This window comes from Gordonia sp. WA4-43, from assembly GCF_020520305.1.
GTDB classification, from domain to species: domain Bacteria; phylum Actinomycetota; class Actinomycetes; order Mycobacteriales; family Mycobacteriaceae; genus Gordonia; species Gordonia hongkongensis.
On record NZ_CP084736.1, the window covers coordinates 4774075 to 4796395 of the forward strand.

General features: G+C 68.5%; 18 protein-coding genes. 15 read left to right on the forward strand and 3 right to left on the reverse strand.

The window, feature by feature from the left end; genetic code table 11:
- Positions 1 to 51 precede the first annotated feature (51 nt).
- Both LEL84_RS21595 and LEL84_RS21600 read left to right on the forward strand, forming a co-directional pair.
- Complete coding sequence (locus tag LEL84_RS21595) at positions 52 to 762, forward strand: hypothetical protein (RefSeq protein ID WP_223258814.1); 711 nt, start codon at positions 52 to 54, stop codon at positions 760 to 762.
- Entirely contained in the window at positions 759 to 1271 is a 513-nt protein-coding gene (locus LEL84_RS21600) for an RDD family protein (protein ID WP_068969953.1), read from the forward strand. Before LEL84_RS21595 ends, LEL84_RS21600 begins: the two co-directional genes overlap by 4 nt.
- Here LEL84_RS21600 and LEL84_RS21605 read toward each other — a convergent pair.
- Positions 1255 to 1719, reverse strand: coding sequence for an SRPBCC family protein (locus LEL84_RS21605; protein ID WP_226512741.1), 465 nt, complete (start codon positions 1717 to 1719; stop codon positions 1255 to 1257). The two genes, LEL84_RS21600 and LEL84_RS21605, sit on opposite strands and share 17 nt — an antisense overlap.
- A 157-nt stretch (positions 1720 to 1876) precedes the next feature.
- Here LEL84_RS21605 and LEL84_RS21610 point away from each other — a divergent pair, with 157 nt between their 5' ends.
- The 3 genes from LEL84_RS21610 to LEL84_RS21620 all read left to right on the forward strand — a co-directional run bounded on the left by LEL84_RS21610 (position 1877) and on the right by LEL84_RS21620 (position 4450).
- Complete coding sequence (locus LEL84_RS21610) at positions 1877 to 3349, forward strand: carboxyl transferase domain-containing protein (RefSeq protein ID WP_226512742.1); 1473 nt, start codon at positions 1877 to 1879, stop codon at positions 3347 to 3349.
- Positions 3346 to 3756: an NUDIX hydrolase gene (locus LEL84_RS21615; RefSeq protein ID WP_226512743.1), complete on the forward strand. Its 411-nt coding sequence runs from the start codon at positions 3346 to 3348 to the stop codon at positions 3754 to 3756. The genes LEL84_RS21610 and LEL84_RS21615 overlap by 4 nt, the downstream gene beginning before the upstream one ends.
- A 73-nt stretch (positions 3757 to 3829) precedes the next feature.
- Positions 3830 to 4450: a nitroreductase family protein gene (locus tag LEL84_RS21620; protein ID WP_137808939.1), complete on the forward strand. Its 621-nt coding sequence runs from the start codon at positions 3830 to 3832 to the stop codon at positions 4448 to 4450.
- 15 nt (positions 4451 to 4465) lie between these two features.
- Here LEL84_RS21620 and LEL84_RS21625 read toward each other — a convergent pair whose 3' ends face one another.
- Positions 4466 to 5119 (reverse strand): TetR/AcrR family transcriptional regulator, encoded by a 654-nt coding sequence (locus LEL84_RS21625; RefSeq protein ID WP_226512744.1) that lies wholly within the window; start codon positions 5117 to 5119, stop codon positions 4466 to 4468.
- Positions 5120 to 5345: 226 nt separating this feature from the next.
- Between LEL84_RS21625 and LEL84_RS21630 the strand changes: the two genes are divergently transcribed.
- Positions 5346 to 6014, forward strand: a complete 669-nt coding sequence (locus LEL84_RS21630; protein WP_226512745.1) for a DUF5336 domain-containing protein — start codon at positions 5346 to 5348, stop codon at positions 6012 to 6014.
- Positions 5992 to 6792, forward strand: a complete 801-nt coding sequence (locus tag LEL84_RS21635) for an SAM-dependent methyltransferase (RefSeq protein ID WP_226512746.1) — start codon at positions 5992 to 5994, stop codon at positions 6790 to 6792. The genes LEL84_RS21630 and LEL84_RS21635 overlap by 23 nt, the downstream gene beginning before the upstream one ends.
- A 96-nt stretch (positions 6793 to 6888) precedes the next feature.
- Here LEL84_RS21635 and LEL84_RS21640 read toward each other — a convergent pair whose 3' ends face one another.
- Positions 6889 to 10461, reverse strand: a complete 3573-nt coding sequence (locus LEL84_RS21640) for an indolepyruvate ferredoxin oxidoreductase family protein (RefSeq protein ID WP_226512747.1) — start codon at positions 10459 to 10461, stop codon at positions 6889 to 6891.
- A 224-nt stretch (positions 10462 to 10685) separates the two neighbouring features.
- Between LEL84_RS21640 and LEL84_RS21645 the strand changes: the two genes are divergently transcribed.
- The 8 genes from LEL84_RS21645 to LEL84_RS21680 all read left to right on the forward strand — a co-directional run bounded on the left by LEL84_RS21645 (position 10686) and on the right by LEL84_RS21680 (position 22165).
- Complete coding sequence (locus LEL84_RS21645) at positions 10686 to 12263, forward strand: carboxyl transferase domain-containing protein (protein WP_137808934.1); 1578 nt, start codon at positions 10686 to 10688, stop codon at positions 12261 to 12263.
- A 176-nt stretch (positions 12264 to 12439) separates the two neighbouring features.
- A complete protein-coding gene (locus LEL84_RS21650) occupies positions 12440 to 14446 on the forward strand; it encodes an acetyl/propionyl/methylcrotonyl-CoA carboxylase subunit alpha (RefSeq protein WP_226512748.1) in 2007 nt (668 codons plus the stop codon).
- A 117-nt stretch (positions 14447 to 14563) separates the two neighbouring features.
- Positions 14564 to 15709: an acyl-CoA dehydrogenase family protein gene (locus tag LEL84_RS21655; RefSeq protein WP_058251531.1), complete on the forward strand. Its 1146-nt coding sequence runs from the start codon at positions 14564 to 14566 to the stop codon at positions 15707 to 15709.
- Positions 15706 to 16200, forward strand: coding sequence for a MaoC family dehydratase (locus LEL84_RS21660; RefSeq protein ID WP_058251530.1), 495 nt, complete (start codon positions 15706 to 15708; stop codon positions 16198 to 16200). The genes LEL84_RS21655 and LEL84_RS21660 overlap by 4 nt, the downstream gene beginning before the upstream one ends.
- Positions 16201 to 16205: 5 nt before the next feature.
- A complete protein-coding gene (locus tag LEL84_RS21665) occupies positions 16206 to 17120 on the forward strand; it encodes a CoA ester lyase (protein WP_319005251.1) in 915 nt (304 codons plus the stop codon).
- Between the two features lie 55 nt (positions 17121 to 17175).
- Complete coding sequence (locus LEL84_RS21670; RefSeq protein WP_137808933.1) at positions 17176 to 18819, forward strand: AMP-binding protein; 1644 nt, start codon at positions 17176 to 17178, stop codon at positions 18817 to 18819.
- Positions 18816 to 20810 carry an acetoacetate--CoA ligase gene (locus LEL84_RS21675; protein ID WP_137808932.1) on the forward strand — a complete coding sequence of 665 codons (1995 nt, stop codon included), beginning with the start codon at positions 18816 to 18818 and terminating at the stop codon, positions 20808 to 20810. The genes LEL84_RS21670 and LEL84_RS21675 overlap by 4 nt, the downstream gene beginning before the upstream one ends.
- Positions 20811 to 20980: 170 nt before the next feature.
- Positions 20981 to 22165: a DUF5336 domain-containing protein gene (locus LEL84_RS21680; protein ID WP_068972642.1), complete on the forward strand. Its 1185-nt coding sequence runs from the start codon at positions 20981 to 20983 to the stop codon at positions 22163 to 22165.
- Positions 22166 to 22321 lie beyond the last annotated feature (156 nt).

Consider the following 22321-nt stretch of genomic DNA (forward strand, 5'->3'; position numbering starts at 1 on the left):
GGGTTTTTTCGTGGGCCGACCGACCGGATCGGCGCGTGCGATAATTCGTCGGTGAACTCCCCGGCGCGACGCGGCGCGATCTCCCAGCTGGCAGGGGAGTCGATGCGGTTCGCCGGGGTGGTGGCCGACGTCGCGGAACGTCTACCCCTCGCGGGCGGGGTCGTCGGGTCCGTCCGTGCGCGGCTGGCCGAGGCCGCCGACACCGCTGTCACCGTGGTGGTCTCGACGACGCGAGCCGTTCTGGGAGTCGTCATCCGGGAGGTCGTCGACGCATTGGTCGAGGAGGTCGACCTCACCGACCTCGTCCTCACCCACGTCGACCTGAAACGACTCATCAGCGAGGTCCTCGCACTCATCGACATCGACGAGGTGATCACCACGGTCGATCTCGATCGGGCTGTCGCACAGGTGGATCTGATGGCGGCGATCGATCTGGTGGACCTCGACAGGGTGATCGGCAAGGTCGATCTCGACTCCGTCGCCACCCGGATCGACATCGACGCGATCGCGGCCCGGATCGACATCGACGCCATTCTCGGGCGCGTCGACCTGATCGGACTCGCCGAGGAGATCATCGACGGTGTCGACCTCCCCGACATCATCCGGGAGGCGAGCACCTCGGTGACCGCCGATGTGATGACCGACGTGCGCAGCACCAGCGAACGTGCCGACGACGCGGTGGCCAACGCGGTCAACCGATTCTTGCGTCGCCGCGGTGCCGCGGCCATCGAGGCAGCTCCCGATGAGGAGGGGCCACGATGACCGCGGAACCGAAACCGACAGAGCTGCTGCAGAACTCGTCCCCGACGACGCCCGGTCTGCCGCCCGTGCACAAGGCCCATGCGGTGCAGGACCGGGACAAGAACGCGGGCATCGTGAGCCGGGGTGTCGCCTCGTTCCTCGATCTCCTCGTCGTGTGGACGATCCTCGGTGCCGCCTATGCGGGCCTGTCCCTGATGAAGTTCGTGCTCTCGGTCAGCGAATTCTCGTTGCCGGAGGTCAATCTGGTCTTCACCACGACCGGCTTCGTGCTGGTGGCGGTGCTCTACCTCGCGACGTGCTGGGAGGTCTCCGGACGCACACTCGGGTCGGTCGTGATGGGCCTGCGGGTGGTCAATTCAGAGGGTGCCCGGATTCGGCCGACCATCGCAGTGCTGCGCGCCCTGCTCTGTACGTTCTTCGCGATCGGTCTGGTGTGGGTGGTCGTCGACCGGCGTCGGCGGTCGGTGGCCGACGTCCTCCTGCGCACCCGGGTCATCTACTCTCGCTGACCGCCTTGAGCTGAGCCAGTCCCTTCTCGAAGTCCTTGCCCAGCATCTTGTCGAAGATGCCGAAGAACCCTGCCACGCGGCTGAACAACGTCTGTGCGCCGACCATCGTCCAGGACACCCGCGTCGCCTGTCCCTCCGGCGCGAGTTCGAAGGTGACGGTGTTGGTGGCCTTCATCGGCTTCTCGAAGGCAAGGTGCACCTCGACCTCGCGCGGCTCGTCGACGCGCGTGATCTCCATGGCGCCGCGTCCGGCCTTCTTGTTGCCCGACCACGCGTACTTCGCGCCGACACCGGATTCCGCACCGGAGTAGTCGCGCGTCATGTCGGGGTCGACGCCCTCCCACGGCGACCAGTGCACCCACTGGTGGAAGTTGACCAGGTACGGCAGCACCGCAGTGGGCGGTGCGTCGACGATGGTGGATCGGGTGATGCGGAAGGTGTCGGACATGCGGGCCCCCGGAAGAGATCGGTCGGATGGTACGGAACGGGTGTCGGGCTGACGAGAGTATGACACCGGGCGCCGACGAAAATCATCGCGTCGGGGCGTCGCCGGGGGTCGACGTCAGGCCGAAGCCACCCGGCCGTGGCGGGATACGGTGTGAGGCATGGGTGAGCGGGCACGGCTGACGGCGACAGACCTGCGCGAGATGATCATCGACGACGACACGTGGGAACCGTGGGATGCGCCTGTCGGTGAGCCGGCGACGACGTCCGATGGTGCGGACGACACCTATGCCATCGAGCTCGACCGGGCGCGCCGGAGAAGCGGTTCGGACGAATCGGTCACCACCGGCGCCGGGACGATCGGTGGCCGGCGAGTGGCGATCGTGCTGGGGGAGTTCGCGTTCCTCGGCGGGTCGATCGGGCGCGATGCGGGGGCCCGGATCGTCGCAGCGGTCCGACGCGCGACACGCGAACGACTTCCGCTGCTGGCGTTTCCTGCATCCGGGGGCACCCGGATGCAGGAGGGGACCGCGGCGTTCCTGCAGATGGTCGCCATCACGGGTGCCGTGACCGACCACAAGGCCGCCGGCCTGCCCTACCTGGTGTACCTGCGCCATCCGACCACGGGCGGTGTGTTCGCCTCGTGGGGTTCGCTGGGGCACATCACCTGGGCTGAACCCGGTGCGCTCATCGGCTTTCTCGGGCCGCGCGTCTACGACGGCCTGTACGGTGAGCCCTTTCCACCCGATGTCCAGACCGCGGAGAACCTGGCCCGCACAACGGTTGTCGACGACGTGGTCGATCCCGTCGATCTGCCGGCCCGCCTCGCCGCGGTGCTGCGACTGCTCGACGCGCGTGACCGGCCTTCGTCGAACGACTCGGTGACGGCACGGCCGCAGCGCACGCAGTCGAGGGAGCCGCAGGACGCCTGGGCGTGCGTGCTCGCCACCCGCCAGGCCGGACGCGCGGGCCTGGTCGAGTTCCTGGCGGGCGGTGAGTCGGCGCCACTGTCGGATGCCGGGCCACTGCGCTTCTCGCTCAGCGACTTCGACGGTCGGGTCGCCCTGGTCGTCGGCTACGACCGGACGTCACAGGCGGCGGGGGATCTCCCGGGTCCGCGCCATCTGCGCGAGGCGCGGCGGGCCATCATGGCAGCCGGCGACCTCGGACTCCCGGTGGTCACCGTGATCGACACCCCGGGCGCGGAACTGTCGGTCGTCGCCGAGGAGGGTGGCCTCGCGGCGCAGATAGCGCGCTGCACAGTCGAATTGCTCAGTGTGCGCGTGCCGACGGTCTCGGTCCTCCTCGGGCAGGGTGCGGGCGGCGCCGCGCTCGCGCTGTTCCCCGCCGACTTCCGGGTCGCGCGCGCCGATGCCTGGCTCTCGCCGTTGCCGCCCGAGGGAGCGAGTCTCATCGTGCACCGTGATCTTGACCATGCCGGTGAGATGGCCTCGCGGCAGGGCATTCTCGCCGGGCGCATGGCCGCGCAGGGCATGATCGACCACGTCGTCGACGCCGGATCGGACGACGAAGCGCTGTCGGCGATCCGCGACGCCATCGGCCGGTACCTCGCGGAATCTCCGGTTCCGGACGACGAGGCACGTACACGCGTGCCGGCGGCGGACGCGCGATGAGCGAGCGCATCGTCGCCGTAGGGGCGCTCATCACCGACGAGTCAGGACGGATCCTGCTGGTCCTGAGGCGGAACGAGCCGTCGGCCGGGCACTGGAGCCTCCCCGGCGGTCGGGTGGAACCCGGGGAGTCGCTGGAGCAGGCGGTGGTCCGCGAGGTCGAGGAGGAAACCGGCTTGCTGGTGACGGTCGGCGAACCGGCCATCCAACTCGAGATCCCGGTCGGCGACGGACGGGTGTACGAGGTCCACGACTTCCGTGCCGAGATCCGTTCCGGGGAACTACGTCCAGGTGACGACGCCGCGGACGCGGCGTACTTCACACCGGCCGAGGTCCGTCGGGCGAAGGTCACGAACCGCTTGGTGGAGTACCTGGAGCAGGCCGGTGTGTTGCCGCCGGAGTCGCCCTGACGGCTCACCGCCGACGGTCCCGGGACACCGGGCCGACGTGGTGCACGGACATGGTTTTGTGCAGGATGGAGAGATGACCGATCTACTGCCCCTGGACCCTGACCAACTCCTCACCACCACCCGCTCCGTGCGCAAGCGTCTCGACTTCGAGCGTCCCGTGCCGCTCGACGTGGTCAAGGAGGCGCTCGAGGTCGCGTTGCAGGCACCGACCGGCAGCAACAGCCAGACCTGGCACTGGATCGTGCTCACCGATCCCGAGCTGAAGCAGAAGGTCGCGGATTACTACGCACAGTCGTTCGCCAAGTACTACACCGGCCAGGCTCCACGGGACGAGACCGGCAAGCGCGTCGCCTCCAGTGCCCAGTACCTCGCCGACACGATGGGTCAGGTCCCGGTGCTCGTCATCGGCGCCATCTACACCGGTGGCGACCTGCCGGCGGGTAACCAGGCCGGCGTCTGGGGCTCGTTGCTGCCGGGTGCCTGGAGCCTGCAGCTGGCGTTGCGTGCCCGCGGCCTCGGGTCGGCGTGGACGACTCTCCACCTGAACTACGAGAAGGAGGTCGCCGAACTTCTCGGCATCCCGGCCAACATTCATCAGGGCGTGTTGCTGCCGGTTGCTTACAGCAAGGGCACCGATTTCAAGCCCGCGCCGCGCAAGCCCCTCGACTCGGTCCTCCACATCGACGGCTGGTGAGCGCGGGGTGCCGGGTCACGGCTGATCCGGCACCTCACACCGGAGTGCCGCCAGCGCCATCGCGGTGAGAAGGCGGCGCAGTCCGTGCTGGTCGAACGCGGGCAGGCGAGGCGACGAGTTGAGCAACCCGAACATCGCGTGAACGCGCACGCGGGCTTCCTCGCGGTCGAGTGTGCCCCCGTTCTCGTCGACCACCGCGAGGAGGACGTCCACCCACCGCTCCACGTAACGGCGCTGCAGCAGCCGGACCCGGTGATTGGCGTCCGGGGTCATCGACGGAAGGTCCCGATCCTGCACCGTGATGAGGTCGGGACGGGTGACGAGGACGTCGATGTGAAAGCCGATGAGCGCCACCAGGGTTTCCGTCGGTGAGCCGCCGCGGTCGGCGACCTCGCTGCCGCCGTCGTGCAGTCGCTGACTGATGTCGATGAGCATTTCGTCGAGTAGCTCGGTCTTGGAGGAGAAGTGGCGGTACATGGCCGGGCCGCTCACCCCGACGGCTCGTCCGATGTCCTCCAGCCGCACGCCGGCGAACCCGCGCTCGGCCATCTGGTGGGCGGCGGCGGACAGCAATTCGGCACGACGGGCCGCCTTGGCCTGGGTTCGGCGCGTCGGCGGACGATTCGTGTTTCCCGATTCGTCCTCGCGCGGTACATGCGTCGCGGACATCGATCCCGAACTCTACGCGTTCGCGCATGCTGACGAGATGCAGCGTGTCCGACGTGGGGGCGCGGATTGCGGGGTGGGTGACCCGGTCGAATGAAAACTGCACCGGCCGGTGCTCACGAGGGCGGGAAGGGCTTAGTCTTGCGCATGATCGCGCGCCGGACGGCGGGCGCAGAACAGTCCGAAAGGGCAGCGGGCCGAGTCCCGCAGCAGCGACGAGGAGCGGATCGTGAACCCAGGCGAACCCCAGCACCCCGGCGGTCAGTGGTCAGGCATTCCGCAGGGCCCGCCGCAGACCGGGGGCTTCGCCGGCAATCAGGATCAGACGGCCCACGTCCAGCACCCCGGCACCGGGAGTCTTCCTCCTCAGCAGTGGAACACCGGCGCGCAGTACCCGCCCCCCGGTCCCGGCTGGGGACAGCCGGCCCGTGGGCCACGTGCCGACCTGTCGGTGATCTTCGCGCTGGCCTCCGCGGTCGCGGGGGTGGTCACGTACTTCATGGGCTTCCTCGGGTGGATCTCGGTCGGGGTCGGTGCCGAGGAGGAACTCAACCGTTGGGGAACGGATTTCGAGGAAGGGCAGGGCGGTATACCCGCGTACTTCTCCTACGAGATCGTCCTGAACCCCGGCAAGTTCTTCATCCTGCTCGGGGTCGTCGGCATCGCGGCGACGTTCGTGCTGGTTCCGAGCTATCGCAAGGCGCTGCCGTTCCTCGCGGTCGTCGGAGTCGCCGCGTGGCTGGCCCTGTTCGCCGCGGCACTGATCACGCCGCCGTTCCTCGACCTCGGTGCCGGTGCGATCGTCGGGCTGATCCTGGGATTCCTGCAGGTGGCGCTGCTCATCGCGGCGGCCTTCTTGTACGGTCTGAAGAAGGATGACGCGCCCAACCGGGGATGACGGCCCCGACGATCCGATCGTCGGCCTCCTACGTCGTGCGGGATGTGTCTTCGCCGACGAAGAAGCCGCGCTGCTTCGCGAACACACCACCAGCGCAACCGAACTCGACGCGCTCTGTGCCCGACGCGTGGCCGGCGAGCCGATCGAGCATCTGGTGGGCTGGGTGCAGTTCGGCGAGTTGCGGTTGTCCGTGGGCACGGGCGTCTTCGTGCCGCGGCAGCGTTCCCTGTTGTTGGCGCGCACCGCGATCGCCGCAGCAGATGCGTGCCGGTCGCCGACCGTACTCGAGGCGTTCTGTGGTGTCGCACCCATCGCCGCGAGTGTTGCGGCCGCGGTGCCCGGCGTCGAACTGCATGTCGTCGATGCCGACGACATCGCGCTCGGCTTCGCGCGCCGAAACCTGCCGGGCGGGACCGGGATTCACCTCGGTGCCGGGCTCGTCCCGCTGCCGGCAGCACTACGCGGCCGCCTGGACGTGATCGCCGCAGTACCTCCCTACGTGCCCGAGTCGGCGCTCGGACTGCTGGCGCCGGAGGCGCGGGATCACGAACCGCACCGGGCACTGCTCGGTGGCCCGGACGGCCTCGACCACATCACGGCCTTGATCGCCGACGCCCGGAGATGGCTCGCCGTCGGTGGCGAGTTGCTGATCGAGATGAACATCGCCCAGTACGACCTGGTCGCCGTCGCCCCGCCGACCCGAGCGCACTACGAGTGCAAGGTCGTCTCGGGCGACGACGGCCAGACCGCCGTGGCGCGTCTTCGGCGGGCACGCTGAGGCCGGCTGAAAACCACCCTCCAGCGGTGGCCCGACGCCTCATGGACGTCGGGTGCGCTGTGTCGGGTGGTTTTCAGTTGCGTCGGCTCGAAAGCCCTAGATCCCCAGCACCTCCCGCTGCCGTGCGACCGCTTCCCGGTAGCGCTCGACGTTGGCCATCTTGATCCCCTCGTAACCCCGGACCATGTCCGGTAGTTCCGCGAGGTCGACGACCGCGGGTAGCTGGTCCGCGCCGATCCGCCCAGTCGCGAGCGCATCGAGCGCGGCGTTGACGAGTTCCCGGTATTCGATGATCAGCGCACGTTCGGTGCGACGCATCTCGCTGCGGCCGAACGGGTCCAGTCGGGTTCCCCGGAGCCGCTTCATCTTCGCGAGCGCGCTCAGCGGGGTGTCGGCCCACGATCCCAGCGCCAGCTTCTCGCGCATCCCCATACTCCGCAGGGTCGGCGGATGGAGCCGCACCGCGACCTCGGCGTCGGCGCCGAACTCGCGGGCGATGCGCGCGGCGAACGCCGGGTCCTGCGTGAGCCTGGCGACCTCGTACTCGTCCTTGTAGGCCATCAGCTTGAACAGGTTCCGGGCGACGGCGGCGGTGAGCGAGGGGTCGGATGCGACGCGTCGTACGCGGTCGACCGTGTCGAGGTAGGTTCGCGCGTATTTCTCGTCGGAGTGGGCGGTCAGCTCGTCGTACCGGATCGCGATGGTGCGCCGGAGGTCGGCGTCGATATCCCCGAGCGCGCTGACCACCGCGAGGGCGTGGCGGCTCGGTTCGATCTCGGCGACCCCGCGACCGTGCAGTCCGTCGATGGTGCCGGACACGGAGTCGGGATCGGACACGACCTGCCGCCCGCGCCGGAACGCCTGGACGTTCGCGTCCACGGCCACGCCGTTGAGCTCGATCGCCCGCTCGATGGATTCCGCCGAGATGGCCAGCGCCCCGGCTTGATACGCAGCGCCGACCATCAGCATGTTGGCGTACTGCTCGTCGCCGAACAAGGCTGTCGACACCGCTCCCGAATCGAGGTACACGGTCCGCGCGACCCGGGAGTCGATCGCGGAGTGGACGGCGGAGTCCGCCGGGAACCCGACCGAGGTGTCGATGACCATCAACCCGGTCGGCACCTGGGTGGTCGAGACGATCGCGACCGTCTTCTCGGGAGCGGTGACCTTGAGGTTGACCGGGTCGGTGCCGACCAGCGGATCGCACACGAGGTACAGGTCGCAGTCCTCGGACGCCACCTTCGCCGCCTGCTCCAGCGGATACGGGGCCACCTTGATGTCGCTGACCACGGCGCCGCCCTTCTGCGCGAGCCCGGTCATGTCGACGGTCCGGGCCGAGTGGCCGTCGAGGACGGCAGCGGTGGCCAGGACCTGGGACACGGTCACCACGCCGGTACCGCCGATACCCGTGATGCGCAGGGAGAAGGTGTCGCGGATGGCGGGGACCGCGGGCATCGGCAACACGGTGTCCGCCAGATCGGCTGCGCGCGTGCGGATGCGGTCGGTGCCCGGGGTGACCGTGACGAACGACGGGCAGTCGCCCTTGAGACAGGAGAGGTCGAGGTTGCACGAACTCTGGTCGATGCGCGTCTTGCGTCCGAACTCGGTCTGGACCGGGTGCACCGAGAGGCAGTTCGACTTCTCGCCGCAGTCGCCGCACCCCTCGCAGATGCGTTCGTTGATCAGGACGCGACGAGTGGGGGTGGGCATGGCGCCGCGCTTGCGCTTGCGGCGCTTCTCGGCGGCGCAATGCTGATCGTGGACGAGCACCGAGACGCCCGCGACGCCCGCGAGTTCGGTCTGTACCTCGAGCAGGTCATCGCGGTGGCGAACCTCGACGGTGTCGGGGAGTCCCAGCGTACGAACGTGTTTCGGGTCGTCGGAGGTGACCACGACCCGGCTGACGCCTTCGTCGAGCAACAGTGACGTCAACCGCGGCAGGGTCATCCCGCCCACCGGATCCTGTCCACCGGTCATCGCGACGGTGCCGTTGTAGAGCAGCTTGTAGGTTATGTTCGCGCCCGACGCCACGGCCGCCCGCAACGCCAGCGACCCCGAGTGCGAGAAGGTTCCGTCGCCGATGTTCTGCACGAAGTGGTCCGCGGACACAAACGGGGCCATGCCGATCCACTGCGCGCCCTCGCCGCCCATCTGGGTGACCCCGGCGATGTCGCCGACCTGCCGGGGATCCATCAGCAACACCATCGCGTGACAACCGATGCCGGCGCCGACCAGGGTGTTCTCGGCGACCTTCGTCGAACTGTTGTGGGGGCAGCCGGAGCAGAAGTACGGCGTGCGCACCGCCAACGGGAGTTCGATGCGGGTGCGGCGAGCGGCTTTGCGGTCGAGCCAGATCCGCGCGGCGTCGACCCCGTGGCGGGCGAGACGGTCGGCGAGTCCTCGGGTCACCGCGTCGACGTCGAGCTCGCCGAAGCGGGAGAACAAGGTCGATCCGTCTTCATGCACCTTCCCCACGATGCGCGGGGCCCGCGGGTGGCGGAACAGGATGTCGCGCATCATCGTCTCGATGAAGTCGCGCTTCTCCTCGACCACGATGACCTCGTCGAGATCGCCGGTGGCGGTGTCGAACATGAAGCGATCCAGGATCTCTCGCTCGATCGGGTAGACCATGCCGAGCTTGAGGATGCGGATTCCGAGCCGGCGCAGATCCTCGTCGTCGATCCGCATCAGTCGCAGTGCTTCCCGGAGATCGAGGTAGGTCTTTCCCGCGGCGACGATGCCGATGCGGTCGTCGGGACTCGAGACCACGATCCGGTTGAGGCCGTTGAGCCGTGCGTACTCCTGCGCACGCGGGAGCCGGGTCGTCAGCTGATTCTGTTCGAGTTCCATGAGATGGGCGCCGAGCAGTCGTCCGCTGGGCACGTGGGGGCTCGTCCCGAGGTCGCCGTAGACGGGCACTATGCGGTCCGGGTCGACGCGTGCGGTCGACGCGCCGTCCGCGACGTGCGCGGAGATCTTGAGCGAGGTCCAGACCCCGCTGGTGCGACTCATGAGCGCCGCATGGACACCGAGATCCAGGATGTCCTGGGAATCGGCCGGATAGAGGATCGGGATGTAGAGGTCGGCCAGCGCCATCTCCGACGCGCACGGGACCGTCGAGGATTTCGCGCCCGGGTCGTCACCGACGAGCGCGACCGCGCCACCGGCGGAATGGGTTCCGATGAGGTTCGCGTGCCGCAGGGCGTCCGTCGCGCGGTCGAGACCGGGCGCCTTGCCGTACCAGTATCCGACGACGCCGTCGCGGGGGAGTCCGTCCGCGGACGGCGTCAATTCGGCACCGCCGATGACCTGTGCGGCGAGCTGTGAACCCATCACCGAGGTCGCGGCGAGCTCTTCGTTGAGACCGGGCCGGTGGATGACGTCGTACGGGGCGAGATGCTCGTGCCGTCGGGCGAGTTCGAGATCGTAACCGGCGAGGGGAGAGCCCTCGTAGCCGGAGATGAACGAGGCGGTCCGAAGGCCGGAACGGCGGTCGACGCGAGCGCGGTCGCGGACCATGCGTACCAGGGCCTGGATGCCGGTGAGGTAGATGTCACCGGACTCGCGGGTGTAGCGGTCGTCGAGCGAGAACCCGGTGGCTGCCGTCTCGGGCGGCGTGCCGGGGGTCGGGACGTGCTCGGAGCGAGCGCGGTCGTCTGCGAGGGTCATGGGGTCACCTGGCCTTCTATGTGCGGTGGCCGGTCCGGGGTTCCGGGGTGTCGGCGCATCGGTTGTGTCGGCCCGGGGGTGGTGGGCCTGCCACAACAGTACGAGAAGACGTGATGCGCGTCACGTACGTCATGTCGACGCGGTGGATGAACCGGGGCGTGACATGGGCCACTTGATCGCGTACGATCACTTTCAGTTAATAGCCACTAACTGAAGGGTCGACGGTGACCAGCACGCTCGACGGCTTCCGGGCCGCACACCAGCGCAATCTCGACCTGCTCGACGAACGCCTGCGAGAGGTGTCCGCCGGTGGCGGCGCGAAGGCTCGTGATCGCCACGTCGCTCGCGGAAAGTTGCTTCCGCGGGACCGGGTCGACGGGCTGCTCGACGTCGGGTCGCCGTTCATCGAGGTGGCCCCGCTCGCGGCCTTCGGGATGTACGGCGGCAAGGTGCCCGCCGCCGGGGTCATCGCCGGCGTGGGGCGTGTCGCGGGTCGCGAGTGCATGATCGTCGCCAACGACGCCACGGTCTCCGGCGGCACGTACCACCCGGTCACGGTCAAGAAGCATCTGCGTGCGCAGGAGATCGCGGCGGCCAACCGGCTCCCGTGCATCTACCTCGTCGACTCGGGCGGTGCGATGTTGCTCCAGCAGGACGAGGTGTTCCCCGACCGGGATCACTTCGGACGGATCTTCTTCAATCAGGCGACCATGAGCGCCGCCGGCATCCCGCAGATCGCCGCGGTGCTCGGGTCGTCGACCGCCGGCGGGGCCTACGTCCCGGCGATGAGCGACGAGACGGTGATCGTGCGCAATCAGGGCACCATCTTCCTCGCGGGCCCGCCGCTGGTGAAGGCGGCGACCGGGGAAGATGTCTCCGCCGAGGACCTGGGCGGTGGTGCGATGCACTCGTCGGTCTCCGGTGTCACCGACCACCTCGTCGACAACGACCAGCAGGCGCTCGCCAAGGTCCGCGAGATCGTCGCGACCCTCGGGCCCCGTGAGGCGCCACAGTGGGAGACGATCCCGGTCCGCGAGCCGGTGCGGCCGCAGACCGACATCTACGACGTGGTGCCCACCGACCCGCGAACTCCGTACGACGTCCGGTCGGTCATCGAAATACTGTGCGACGGAGGAGAATACAACGAGTTCAAGGCAAACTACGGCACCAGTCTGGTGACGGCGTTCGCGCACCTGCACGGTCACCCGGTGGGGATCGTCGCCAACAACGGTGTCCTGTTCAGCGAATCCGCGCTGAAGGGAGCTCATTTCATCGAACTGTGCGACCAGCGTCGCATCCCGTTGCTGTTCCTGCAGAACATCACCGGCTTCATGGTCGGCAAGGCCTACGAGCAGGGTGGCATCGCCAAGAACGGGGCCAAGATGGTCAACGCCGTGGCGTGCGCACGCGTGCCCAAGTTCACCGTCATGGTCGGCGGCTCCTTCGGCGCAGGCAACTACTCGATGTGCGGACGCGCCTACTCGCCCAGATTCCTCTGGATGTGGCCCAACGCCCGCATCTCGGTCATGGGTGGACCGCAGGCCGCCGACACCCTCGGAACGGTGCGACGCAACCAGATCGAGCGATCCGGCGCGGAATGGTCCACCGAGGACGAGGAAGCGTTCAAGGCCCCGATCCGCGAACAGTTCGAACAACAGTCGGATGCCTACTACTCGACGGCCCGGCTGTGGGACGACGGCATCGTCGACCCCGCGCAGACCCGGACACTGCTCGGCCTCGCTCTCGAGACCGCCCGCTACGCACCGCTCGCCGATCCGCGCTACGGCGTCTTCCGGATGTGACCATCGATTCCGACGTCGCCGAGTCCGAACCCGATCTCCACCGCCCCGTCCCGCCGACCCCGAGGACCCCGACCGTGAGTACCAGACCCAATCGGCCCGCTCGCTCCGCTCCCGGCGCCAGACCCATTCGGCCCGCTCGCTGCGCTCCCGGCGCCAGACCCATCCGCAGTGTCCTGGTGGCCAACCGTGGTGAGATCGCCTGCCGGGTGATCGACACCCTGCGCCACATGGGAATCCGCAGTATCGCCGTCTATTCCGACGCCGACGCGCAAGCGCGCCACGTCCGGGAGGCCGACGTCGCCGTGCACATCGGCCCGGCCGCCGCCACCCAGAGCTACCTCGACATCGCAAAAGTGGTCGACGCGGCACGCAAGACCGGTGCCGACGCCGTCCACCCGGGCTACGGATTCCTCTCGGAGAACCAGAAGTTCGCGGCCGCTCTGGCGGAGGCGGGCATCGTCTTCATCGGGCCGCCCGCGGAGGCGATCGCGACGATGGGAGACAAGATCACGGCCCGGGCCGCCGTCACCGCTCGCGACGTGCCGGTGGTGCCGGGTCTGTCGCGCCCCGGCCTGACCGACGACGACCTCATCGCCGCGGCACCCGACATCGGGTTCCCGGTTCTCATCAAGCCCAGTGCGGGTGGCGGTGGCAAGGGGATGCACCGCGTGGCCGAGGCGTCGGAGCTGCCGGACGCGCTGGAGCGGGCCCGCCGTGAGGCCGCCGCCGCGTTCGGCGACGACGCGCTGTTCCTCGAGCATTTCGTCGACACCCCGCGCCACATCGAGGTGCAGGTCCTCGCCGATCAGCACGGGAACGTCATCCACCTCGGCGAGCGCGAGTGCTCGTTGCAGCGGCGGCACCAGAAGGTGATCGAGGAGGCGCCCTCGGCGCTGCTCGACGCCGCGACCCGTGCTCGCATCGGTGAGGCCGCGTGCGACGCCGCGCGCAGTGTCGGCTACACCGGCGCGGGCACGGTCGAGTTCATCGTGTCGGCGCACCGGCCCGACGAGTTCTTCTTCATGGAGATGAACACCCGCCTGCAGGTCGAGCACCCGGTGACCGAACTTGTCACCGGCGTCGACCTCGTGGAACAACAGATCCGCGTCGCCCGCGGAGAAGTCCTGGGTCTGACGCAGGACACGATCACCCTCAGCGGCCACGCGATCGAGGCACGCGTGTACGCAGAGGACCCGGCCCGCGGTTTCCTGCCGACCGGCGGCACGATCGAGCATCTCGTCCATCCCGACACCTCGGCCGGCGGCGGCATCCGCGTCGACTCGGCCATGCTCGACGGATTGCGCGTCGGCAGTGACTACGACCCGATGCTCGCGAAGATCATCGCCTACGGTGCCGACCGGGAGGAGGCGCTCGAACGTCTCGATCAGGCACTGGCCCACACACGCGTGCTGGGCGTGGTCACCAACATCGACTTCTGCCGCTTCGTCCTGCGTCAGCAGGCGGTCGTGGACGCCGACCTCGACACCGAACTGTTGGACCGCCTCGTCACCGATTACGCTGCGCCGGAGCCCATTCCCGAGGCACAGGTGCTCGTGGGTCTGGCGCGGATCGGCGCTCGCGATGCAGACGACATCTGGTCCTCGGCGGTCGGATGGCGGGTCGGTCGATCCGCTCCGGTCCGCACCCGCCTCGTCGCCGGCGGACGACATTCGACGGTGGCCATCCAGGTCGATGCCGCCGACGAATGGTCCGTCTCGGGAACCGCCACCGTCACCTTCGACGACGACGCCGAGGCGCCGTGGACCGGGCACGTGGTCTACCAGCCGGCGCAGCCCGGCGACGGTCGCGGCTCGGACCGCCTGGTCGTCGACGGGGTGACGCAGTCGTGGTCGAGTGTTCGCGTCGGGGAGAGCTGGTGGGTGGGAGGGCCGTCGGGCACCTGGGTCCTCGAACTCGCGAAGCCCCTGCTCGACGAGGCCGCCGACGAGCACGCCGGCGAGATCACCAGCCCGATGCCGGGCACCGTGGTCGCCGTCGCCACCGAGATCGGGGCCGACGTCTCCGCCGGCCAGTCGATCGTCGTCGTCGAGGCGATGAAGATGGAACATGCACTCACCGCGCCGGTGGACGGCACCGTCGACATCTCCGTGAAGGTGGGGGACAAGGTCGACGCGGGACAGATCCTCGCCGTCGTCACCGCCGGCGATCCCCTTGATCCCTGAGGTGCGAGGAGCGAAAGCGACGAGCCTTTACTGATCCCTGAGGTGCGAGGAGCGAAAGCGACGAGCCACGAAGGGCCCTGAACCACCCGTCGACAACCTTCCCAGGAGAACACTCACATGGAACTCACCCAGGAGTACACCGACCTCATCGCGACGGTCCGCGACTTCGCGCAGACCGTGGTGGCGCCGGTGGCCGCGAAACACGATGCCGAGCACAGCTTTCCGTATGACGTCGTCGCCCAGATGGGCAAGATGGGACTGTTCGGGCTTCCCTTCGACGAGAAGTACGGCGGCATGGGCGGCGACTACTTCGCCCTGTCGCTCGCGCTGGAGGAACTCGGCAAGGTCGACCAGTCCGTCGCCATCACCCTCGAGGCCGGGGTGAGTCTGGGCGCCATGCCCATCTACCGATTCGGCAGCGAGGAGCAGAAAGAGCAGTACCTCCCCGAACTCACCGCGGGCACGGCGCTCGCCGGCTTCGGGTTGACCGAACCCGGGGCGGGTTCGGATGCCGGGGCCACCGCGACCACGGCCCGGGACGACGGTGACTCCTGGATCATCAACGGCGGCAAGCAGTTCATCACCAACTCGGGGACCGACATCACCTCACTGGTGACGGTGACCGCGGTGACCGGGGTGAAGGAGAACGGCAAGAAGGAGATCTCCACGATCATCGTGCCGTCCGGCACGCCGGGTTTCACCGCCGAGCCGGCGTACAACAAGGTCGGGTGGAATGCCTCGGACACCCATCCGCTGACCTTCACCGACGTGCGCGTTCCCAAGGAGAACCTGCTCGGTGTCCGCGGCCGCGGATACGCCAACTTCCTGTCCATCCTCGACGAGGGGCGGATCGCCATCGCAGCCCTCGCCACCGGCGTCGCCCAGGGGTGCGTCGACGAGAGCGTGAAGTACGCCAAGGAGCGACAATCCTTCGGCAAGGCGATCGGTGAGTACCAGTCGGTGTCCTTTGCGATCGCCCGGATGGAGGCGCGCGCCCACGTCGCGCGGACCGCCTACTACGACGCGGCGGCGAAGATGTTGGCGGGCAAGCCCTTCAAGAAGGAGGCGTCGATCGCCAAGATGATCGCCAGTGAGGCGGCGATGGACAATGCCCGGATGGCCACGCAGATCCACGGCGGGTACGGCTTCATGAACGAATATCCCGTCGCCCGGCACTACCGCGATTCGAAGATCCTCGAGATCGGTGAGGGCACGACCGAGGTGCAGCTCATGCTGATCGCACGCGAGCTGGGGTTCGCATGAGCGACACCACCGGCGGGCGTCGAATCGTGCAGCGCGGGTTGTGGTTCGGCGAGTTCGAGGAGGGCACGATCTACGAACACCGGCCCGGACGCACTGTCACCGAGGCCGACAACGTGCTGTTCACGACGCTGACCATGAACACACAGGCGCTGCACCTCGACGCCGCCTGGTCGGCCGAACAGCCGGGTTTCGGCGGGCAACGGCTGATCAACTCCATGTTCACCCTGTCGACGATCGTGGGATTGTCGGTCTCCCAACTCACCCAGGGCACCCTCGTGGCGAACCTGGGCTTCAGCGAGGTCGCCTTCCCGGCGCCGTTGTTCGCCGGCGACACCCTGTACGCGGAGACCGAGTGCACCGGTAAACGCGAATCGCGGTCGCGTCCGGGTGAGGGCGTGGTGAACTTGACCCACATCGGACGCAACCAGCACGGCGAGGTCGTCGCCCGCGCCGCACGAGCAACGCTGGTGCGCAGGCAACGGACGGAGTGACGACGATGTTCTTCGAGGACCCACCCGGCGGCCCGGTCGCGGGTTCCGGACTGTCGGGGCAGCTCACCAACGCGTGGCTGCCGCCCGGGCCGGCGATGTTGTTCTGCCCGGCGGACCGTCCCGAGCGATGCCAGAAGGCCCTCGACCGGGCCGACGTCGTCATCCTCGACCTCGAGGACGCGGTGTCGCCGACGAACCGCGCCGCAGCCCGGGAGGCTCTCGTCGCCAATCCGGTCGATCCGGACCGCACCATCGTGCGGATCAACCCGGCCGGTACCGGCGACTACCGGCGCGATCTCGCCGCCGTCTCGGAGACGAACTACCGGGTGGTGATGCAGGCCAAGGCCGAGGACGTGTCCTCGATCCTGGACACCGCGTTCCAGACGATCGCACTGATCGAGACGCCGCTCGGCGCGACCCGCGCCCGCGACATCGCCGCCACCTCCAACTGCATCGGACTGATGTGGGGGGCAGAGGATCTCGTCGCGGGCCTCGGCGGCACGTCGAGCCGGTTCGGTCCGGGTGAAGCCCGGCCGGGTGAGTACCGGGACGTCGCGAGTTGGGTCCGGTCGATGGTCCGCATCGCGGCCGCCGCGTACGGGAAGTTCGCCGTCGACTCGGTGCACCTCGACATCTCCGACGTCGACGGACTCGTCGCCGAGGTCCGCGACGCGGTGGCCCTGGGTTACACCGCGACCGCATGCATCCATCCGTCCCAGGTCGATCACATCCGGAACGGTTACCGCCCGTCGGACGAGGCGGTCGAGTGGGCGCGCAAGGTCCTCGACGGTGCGGCCGAACACGCGGGCGGGGTGTTCAGCCTCGACGGTCAGATGATCGACGGGCCGGTCCTGCGCCAGGCGGAGGTCGTCCTGTCCCGTGTGAGCGGTACGCGTACCGATCCCGCCCCCGAGAACTGACGAAGCCCCCGACCATCCGGGCATCCACCCCCCGAGAACAGACCGGAGCGAGAACATGAGCACCGAGGCGCACCCGAAGCCTGCACACACGCGCGGTGAGGAGACACCGGCACTGCTCACCGAGACCATCGGAGCCACCCTGGCCCGAACCGTCGCGGACCACGGCGAGCGAACCGCGTTGATCGACGCCGCCGCACGGCGGGAATGGCGATACACCGAGTTCCACCGTGACGTACGCGCGCTCGCGGCCGGACTGCTACGACTCGGCGTGTCGGTCGGCGACCGCGTCGGGCTGTGGTCGCCGAACCGGTTCGAATGGGTGTTGACCCAGTACGCCGCGGCCGAGATCGGCGCCGTGCTGGTCAATCTCAATCCCGCGTACCGGCAGAACGAGATCGAGTACGCGCTGCAGCAGTCCGGGACGAGCGTCGTCCTGGCCGCCGAGAGCTTCAAGGACTCGGCCTATTCGACGATGCTCGACCAGGCCCGGCCACAGTGCCCGGAGCTGCGCGAAGTGGTCCTGTTCGAATCCCCCGGCTGGGATGCGCTGTGTGTCGAGCCGAGCGCCGACGAGCTCACACGCGTCGACGAGATCGCTGCGTCGCTCTCACCCGACGACCCGATCAACATCCAGTACACCTCGGGTACAACGGGTTTCCCGAAGGGTGCGACGCTGTCGCACCGGAACATCGGGAACAACGGGTACCTCGTCGGCGAACTGCTGAACTACACCGCCGACGACCGGATCTGCCTACCCGTGCCCTTCTACCACTGCTTCGGCATGGTGATGGGTAACCTCGCGGCGACGAGTCACGGCGCGGCGATGGTGATTCCGGCGCCGGCCTTCGACCCGCGGGCCACCCTCGAGGCGGTCGCGGAGTACCGCTGCACCAGCCTCTACGGCGTGCCCACCATGTTCATCGCCGAACTCGGCCTGCTCGACGACGGGCGCGACATCGACCTGTCGAGCCTGCGCACCGGCATCATGGCGGGGTCGCCGTGCCCCGAGTACGTCATGCGGCAGGTCGTCGACCGCATGCACATGCGTGAGGTGTCGATCTGTTACGGCATGACCGAGACGTCGCCGGTGTCGACGCAGACGCGGGTCGACGATCCCCTCGAGTTGCGCGTGACCACCGTCGGGCGGGTCGGCCCACATCTGGAGATCAAGGTCGTCGATCCCGGAACCGGGGAGACCTCGGCGCGCGGCGAGACGGGCGAATTGTGTACGCGCGGTTACTCAGTGATGACCGGTTACTGGAACGACCCGGAGAAGACGGCCGAGGCCATCGACGCCGACGGCTGGATGCACACCGGCGACCTCGCCGACATGGACGAGAACGGTTACGTCCGGATCACCGGGCGCATCAAGGACATGGTGATCCGCGGCGGGGAGAACATCTACCCGCGCGAGATCGAGGAGTTCCTCTACACCCATCCCGACATCCTCGACGCCCAGGTGATCGGGGTACCCGACGTGAAATACGGCGAGGAGCTGATGGCCTGGGTGCGGTTGCGCGACACCGCCACCGAGTTCACCGCCGACGACCTGCGCGAGTTCGCGACCGGCAAGATCGCGCGACACAAGATCCCGCGGTACGTCCATGTGGTCGAAGAGTTCCCGATGACCGTCACCGGGAAGGTCCGCAAGGTGGCGATGCGCGACGAGGCGGTCTCGATCCTCGAGCAGTTGCGATGACCACGTCGAGGACTGCGGAGCGGGTCACGAGCACCCTGATGGACCGGTTCGGCCGCTTCGTCGCCGAGCGTTTCGAGACCGGGCGGTTCGAGACCGACACAGACTATTACGGCGATCTGTGGTCGTGGTCGGTGGAACACCCGGCCCGGTTCTGGCGTGCCGTATGGGAATTCTTCGACCTCGACGCCCTCGCCGCGGAACCGCTCGGGCCCGGGGACGAGGCGGTGCTCGCCGACGACCGGATGCCCGGTGCGGTCTGGTTCCCCGGGATGCGGCTGAACTACGTCGATCAGATCCTGCGGCACGCCGCCCTGCCCGGCGCCGCGATCGTGGGCATCGACGAGGCCGGTGACCGTTCCGAGATCGCGTGGGCGGAACTGCCGGCGCAGGTCGCGGGCCTGGCCGCGACCCTGCGTGCGCGCGGAGTGGGGTCGGGGGACGTGGTGGCCGCCTACCTCCCCGACATCCCGGAGGCCGTCATCGCCTTCCTGGCCACCGCATCCCTGGGCGCGATCTGGACCGGATGTGGACAGGACTATGCCCCGCAGGGGGCAGCCGGTCGACTAGGCCAACTCGCACCCAAGGTCCTGTTCACCGCCGCCGGATATCGCTACAACGGCAAGGTCGTCGACAAGCGCGCCGACAGCGCCGAGCTCGCCGGGCTACTGCCGGAACTGTTCGCGCACATCACGATCGGCGCGACCGCGGAGTCCTCGTCGGCCCTCGACTATGTCGATGCCGTCACCAGCGACCCCGGCGATTTCCACCCCGTCAAGGTGCCCTTCGACCATCCGCTCTGGGTGCTGTTCAGTTCTGGCACCACCGGACGCCCCAAGGGCATCGTGCACGGACACGGGGGAGTCCTGCTGGAGCACCTGAAAGCCGGTGCGCTGCACGGCGATCTGTCGGCAGACGACGTGTTCTTCTGGCAGACGGCCCTCAGCTGGATGATGTGGAACTATCAGGTCGCCGGACTTCTCTGCGGTTCGCGGATCGTCTGTTACAGCGGCTCGCCCCTGTACCCGGACGCCGACCGCCTGTGGCAGGTCGTCGACGACGAGCACGTCACCTACTTCGGCACGAGTCCCGGTCAGCTGCAGGCCTCGCGGAAGGCGGGTCTGGAACCGGGTCGCCGGCACGACCTCGGTCGGTTGCGCACTCTCGGGAGTACCGGATCATCGCTCGCCGCAGATCTTTTCACCTGGGTCGACGACCACGTCGGGTCCGGGTTGCCCATCTCGTCGATCAGCGGCGGCACCGACATCGTGTCCGCATTCGCCGGCGGCTCCACCGGTGTACCGGTCGTCCCGGGGGAGCTGTCGGTGCGCTACCTCGGTGTGGCACTGGAGAGTTGGTCGCCCGATGCCCGCCCGCTGGTGGGGGAGGTGGGTGAACTCGTCGTCACCGCGCCGATGCCGTCGATGCCCGTGAGCTTCTGGGACGATCCCGACGGTGCGCGCTACCGCGCGGCTTATTTCGCCCACGAATGGGAGGGCGGTGCGTCGAATCCGGAGAGGCCGGTCTGGCGGCACGGCGACTGGGTGACGGTGACCGAACGCGGGTCGCTCGTGATCCACGGCCGCAGCGACGCAACGTTGAACCGCCACGGGATCCGGATGGGATCGGCCGACATCTACGAGGTCGTCGAAGCGCTCGACGAGATCGCCGAGGCCTTCGTGCTCGGTGTCGACGGACCGGACGGCGCCTATTGGATGCCGCTGTTCGTCACCCTGGTCCCCGGCGCGACGCTCGACGACGCGCTGATCGGCCGGATCGCGGGCGCGGTCCGCGACCGCCTCTCCAAACGCCATGTGCCCGACGAGGTCATCGAGGCCCCCGGGATTCCGCACACCCGGACCGGAAAGAAGCTCGAGGTTCCGGTCACCGCGATTCTGGCGGGCCGTTCCGAGGTCAACATCGACCCCAAGGCGGTCGACGACTACGCGCTGATCAACTGGTACGCCGAGCAAGGGCGCGCGCATCGCTGGTGAGCGGGATTCTGGCCCGGCGGGGCGACCCCGATGTGCAAGGGTCATCGGACCCGGCGGGTATGTGTACTAGCGTGGTCGATAGTTCTGCGCTCGTGGGGGGCGACGGCCGGACGCCGTCACCTCGACGCGACCCGCTGATCCTGACCGACCGACCCGACCAGGAGATCGTCATGACCTACCCACCCGGCGGCTACGGGCAGCAGCAGCCCGAGTCCGGCCAGTCCTACGGCCAGTACGGCAATCAATCCGGATATCCCCAGTCCGGCGCGCACAACACGGGTCCGCAGGCGAGCCCCGCGCCCGGCTCGGACCAGTACGGTCAGGCCCAGCAGTACGGGGGTCAGCAGTACGGGGGTCAGCGGTACGGTCAGAGCGGACAGTCCTACGGCCAGGGGCAGCCGGGTTACGGCCAGAGCCCCGCGCAGGGATATGGCCAGCAGGGGTACGGCCAACCCGGATACGGCCAGGACCAGCAGGGCCAGCAGGGCTACGGTCAGTACGGATACTCCCCGCAGCCGACCAAGGCGCCGAGTCAGGGACTGCCGGCCATCACCCCGGTTCTCCTCGCCGCCGCGATCGGCGCCTTCGGCCTCATCGTCCTCTTCAGCGGGTTCCTGTCCGCCGCCGAGACCTATGACTTCGCGCTCAAGCTGTTCCAGACCCAGTACAACGCGCCGTACACGCTGATCAGCGTTGCCGGAATCCTGGCGCTCATCTCGCTGATCCCGGGCATCAAGGTGCCTGCGGCGCCGATCGTGGCGTCGCTGGCGATCACCTCGTTCCTGATCACGCTGTTCCAGTTCCTCAACATCGACGACAACGGTGCCGGGGCGATCGTGCTGCTGATCTTCACCCTCCTGTCCGCGGTCCTCGCAGTCGTGTGGTTGCTCGTCGACGCCGGCGTCATCAAGGTGGCGCCCGCGGTGGGCTCGGCAACCGCAGCGGTGGCCCCCGGCTCGTCGGCCGCGCAGTCCGACACCGGCGCTCACCAGCAGACCGGTGGCTACGGCGACGCGCAGACCACCGCCTACGGCACCGGCAGCGCGCAGGCTCAATACGGCCAGCAGTCGTCGGCGAACTACGACCCGTCGGCCTACTCGCAGTCGTCGGGCGCGTCGACCGCCGGTCAGAGCGGTTACTCCGGCGGTGCGAGCGAATCGTCGGCATCGGCCTCCGGTCACGGCGAGTCGGGCTACGGGGACTACCGACCCGGCCAGTACGCGGCCGGCGCCTCGGGCGCATCCCCGGCCGCGCCCGGTGGATCCGCTGGCCCCTCGGGCACCGACACCCCGGCCGGAGACCACTCGACCACGGTCTTCCAGAAGCCGGAACCGCCCACCGGCAGCGGCAACTGACAGAACCCCACAGTGCCCCGTCGACCATCGGTCGACGGGGCTCTGTGTTTCGCCGTCGGCCAAGCCGGCCCCCGCTGGTTGAGCCGGTGAGGAGCGCAGCGACGAGCCGAGTCGAAGCCACACGGTGAGCTGACTCCCTTTCGCAGCCCGCTCGGC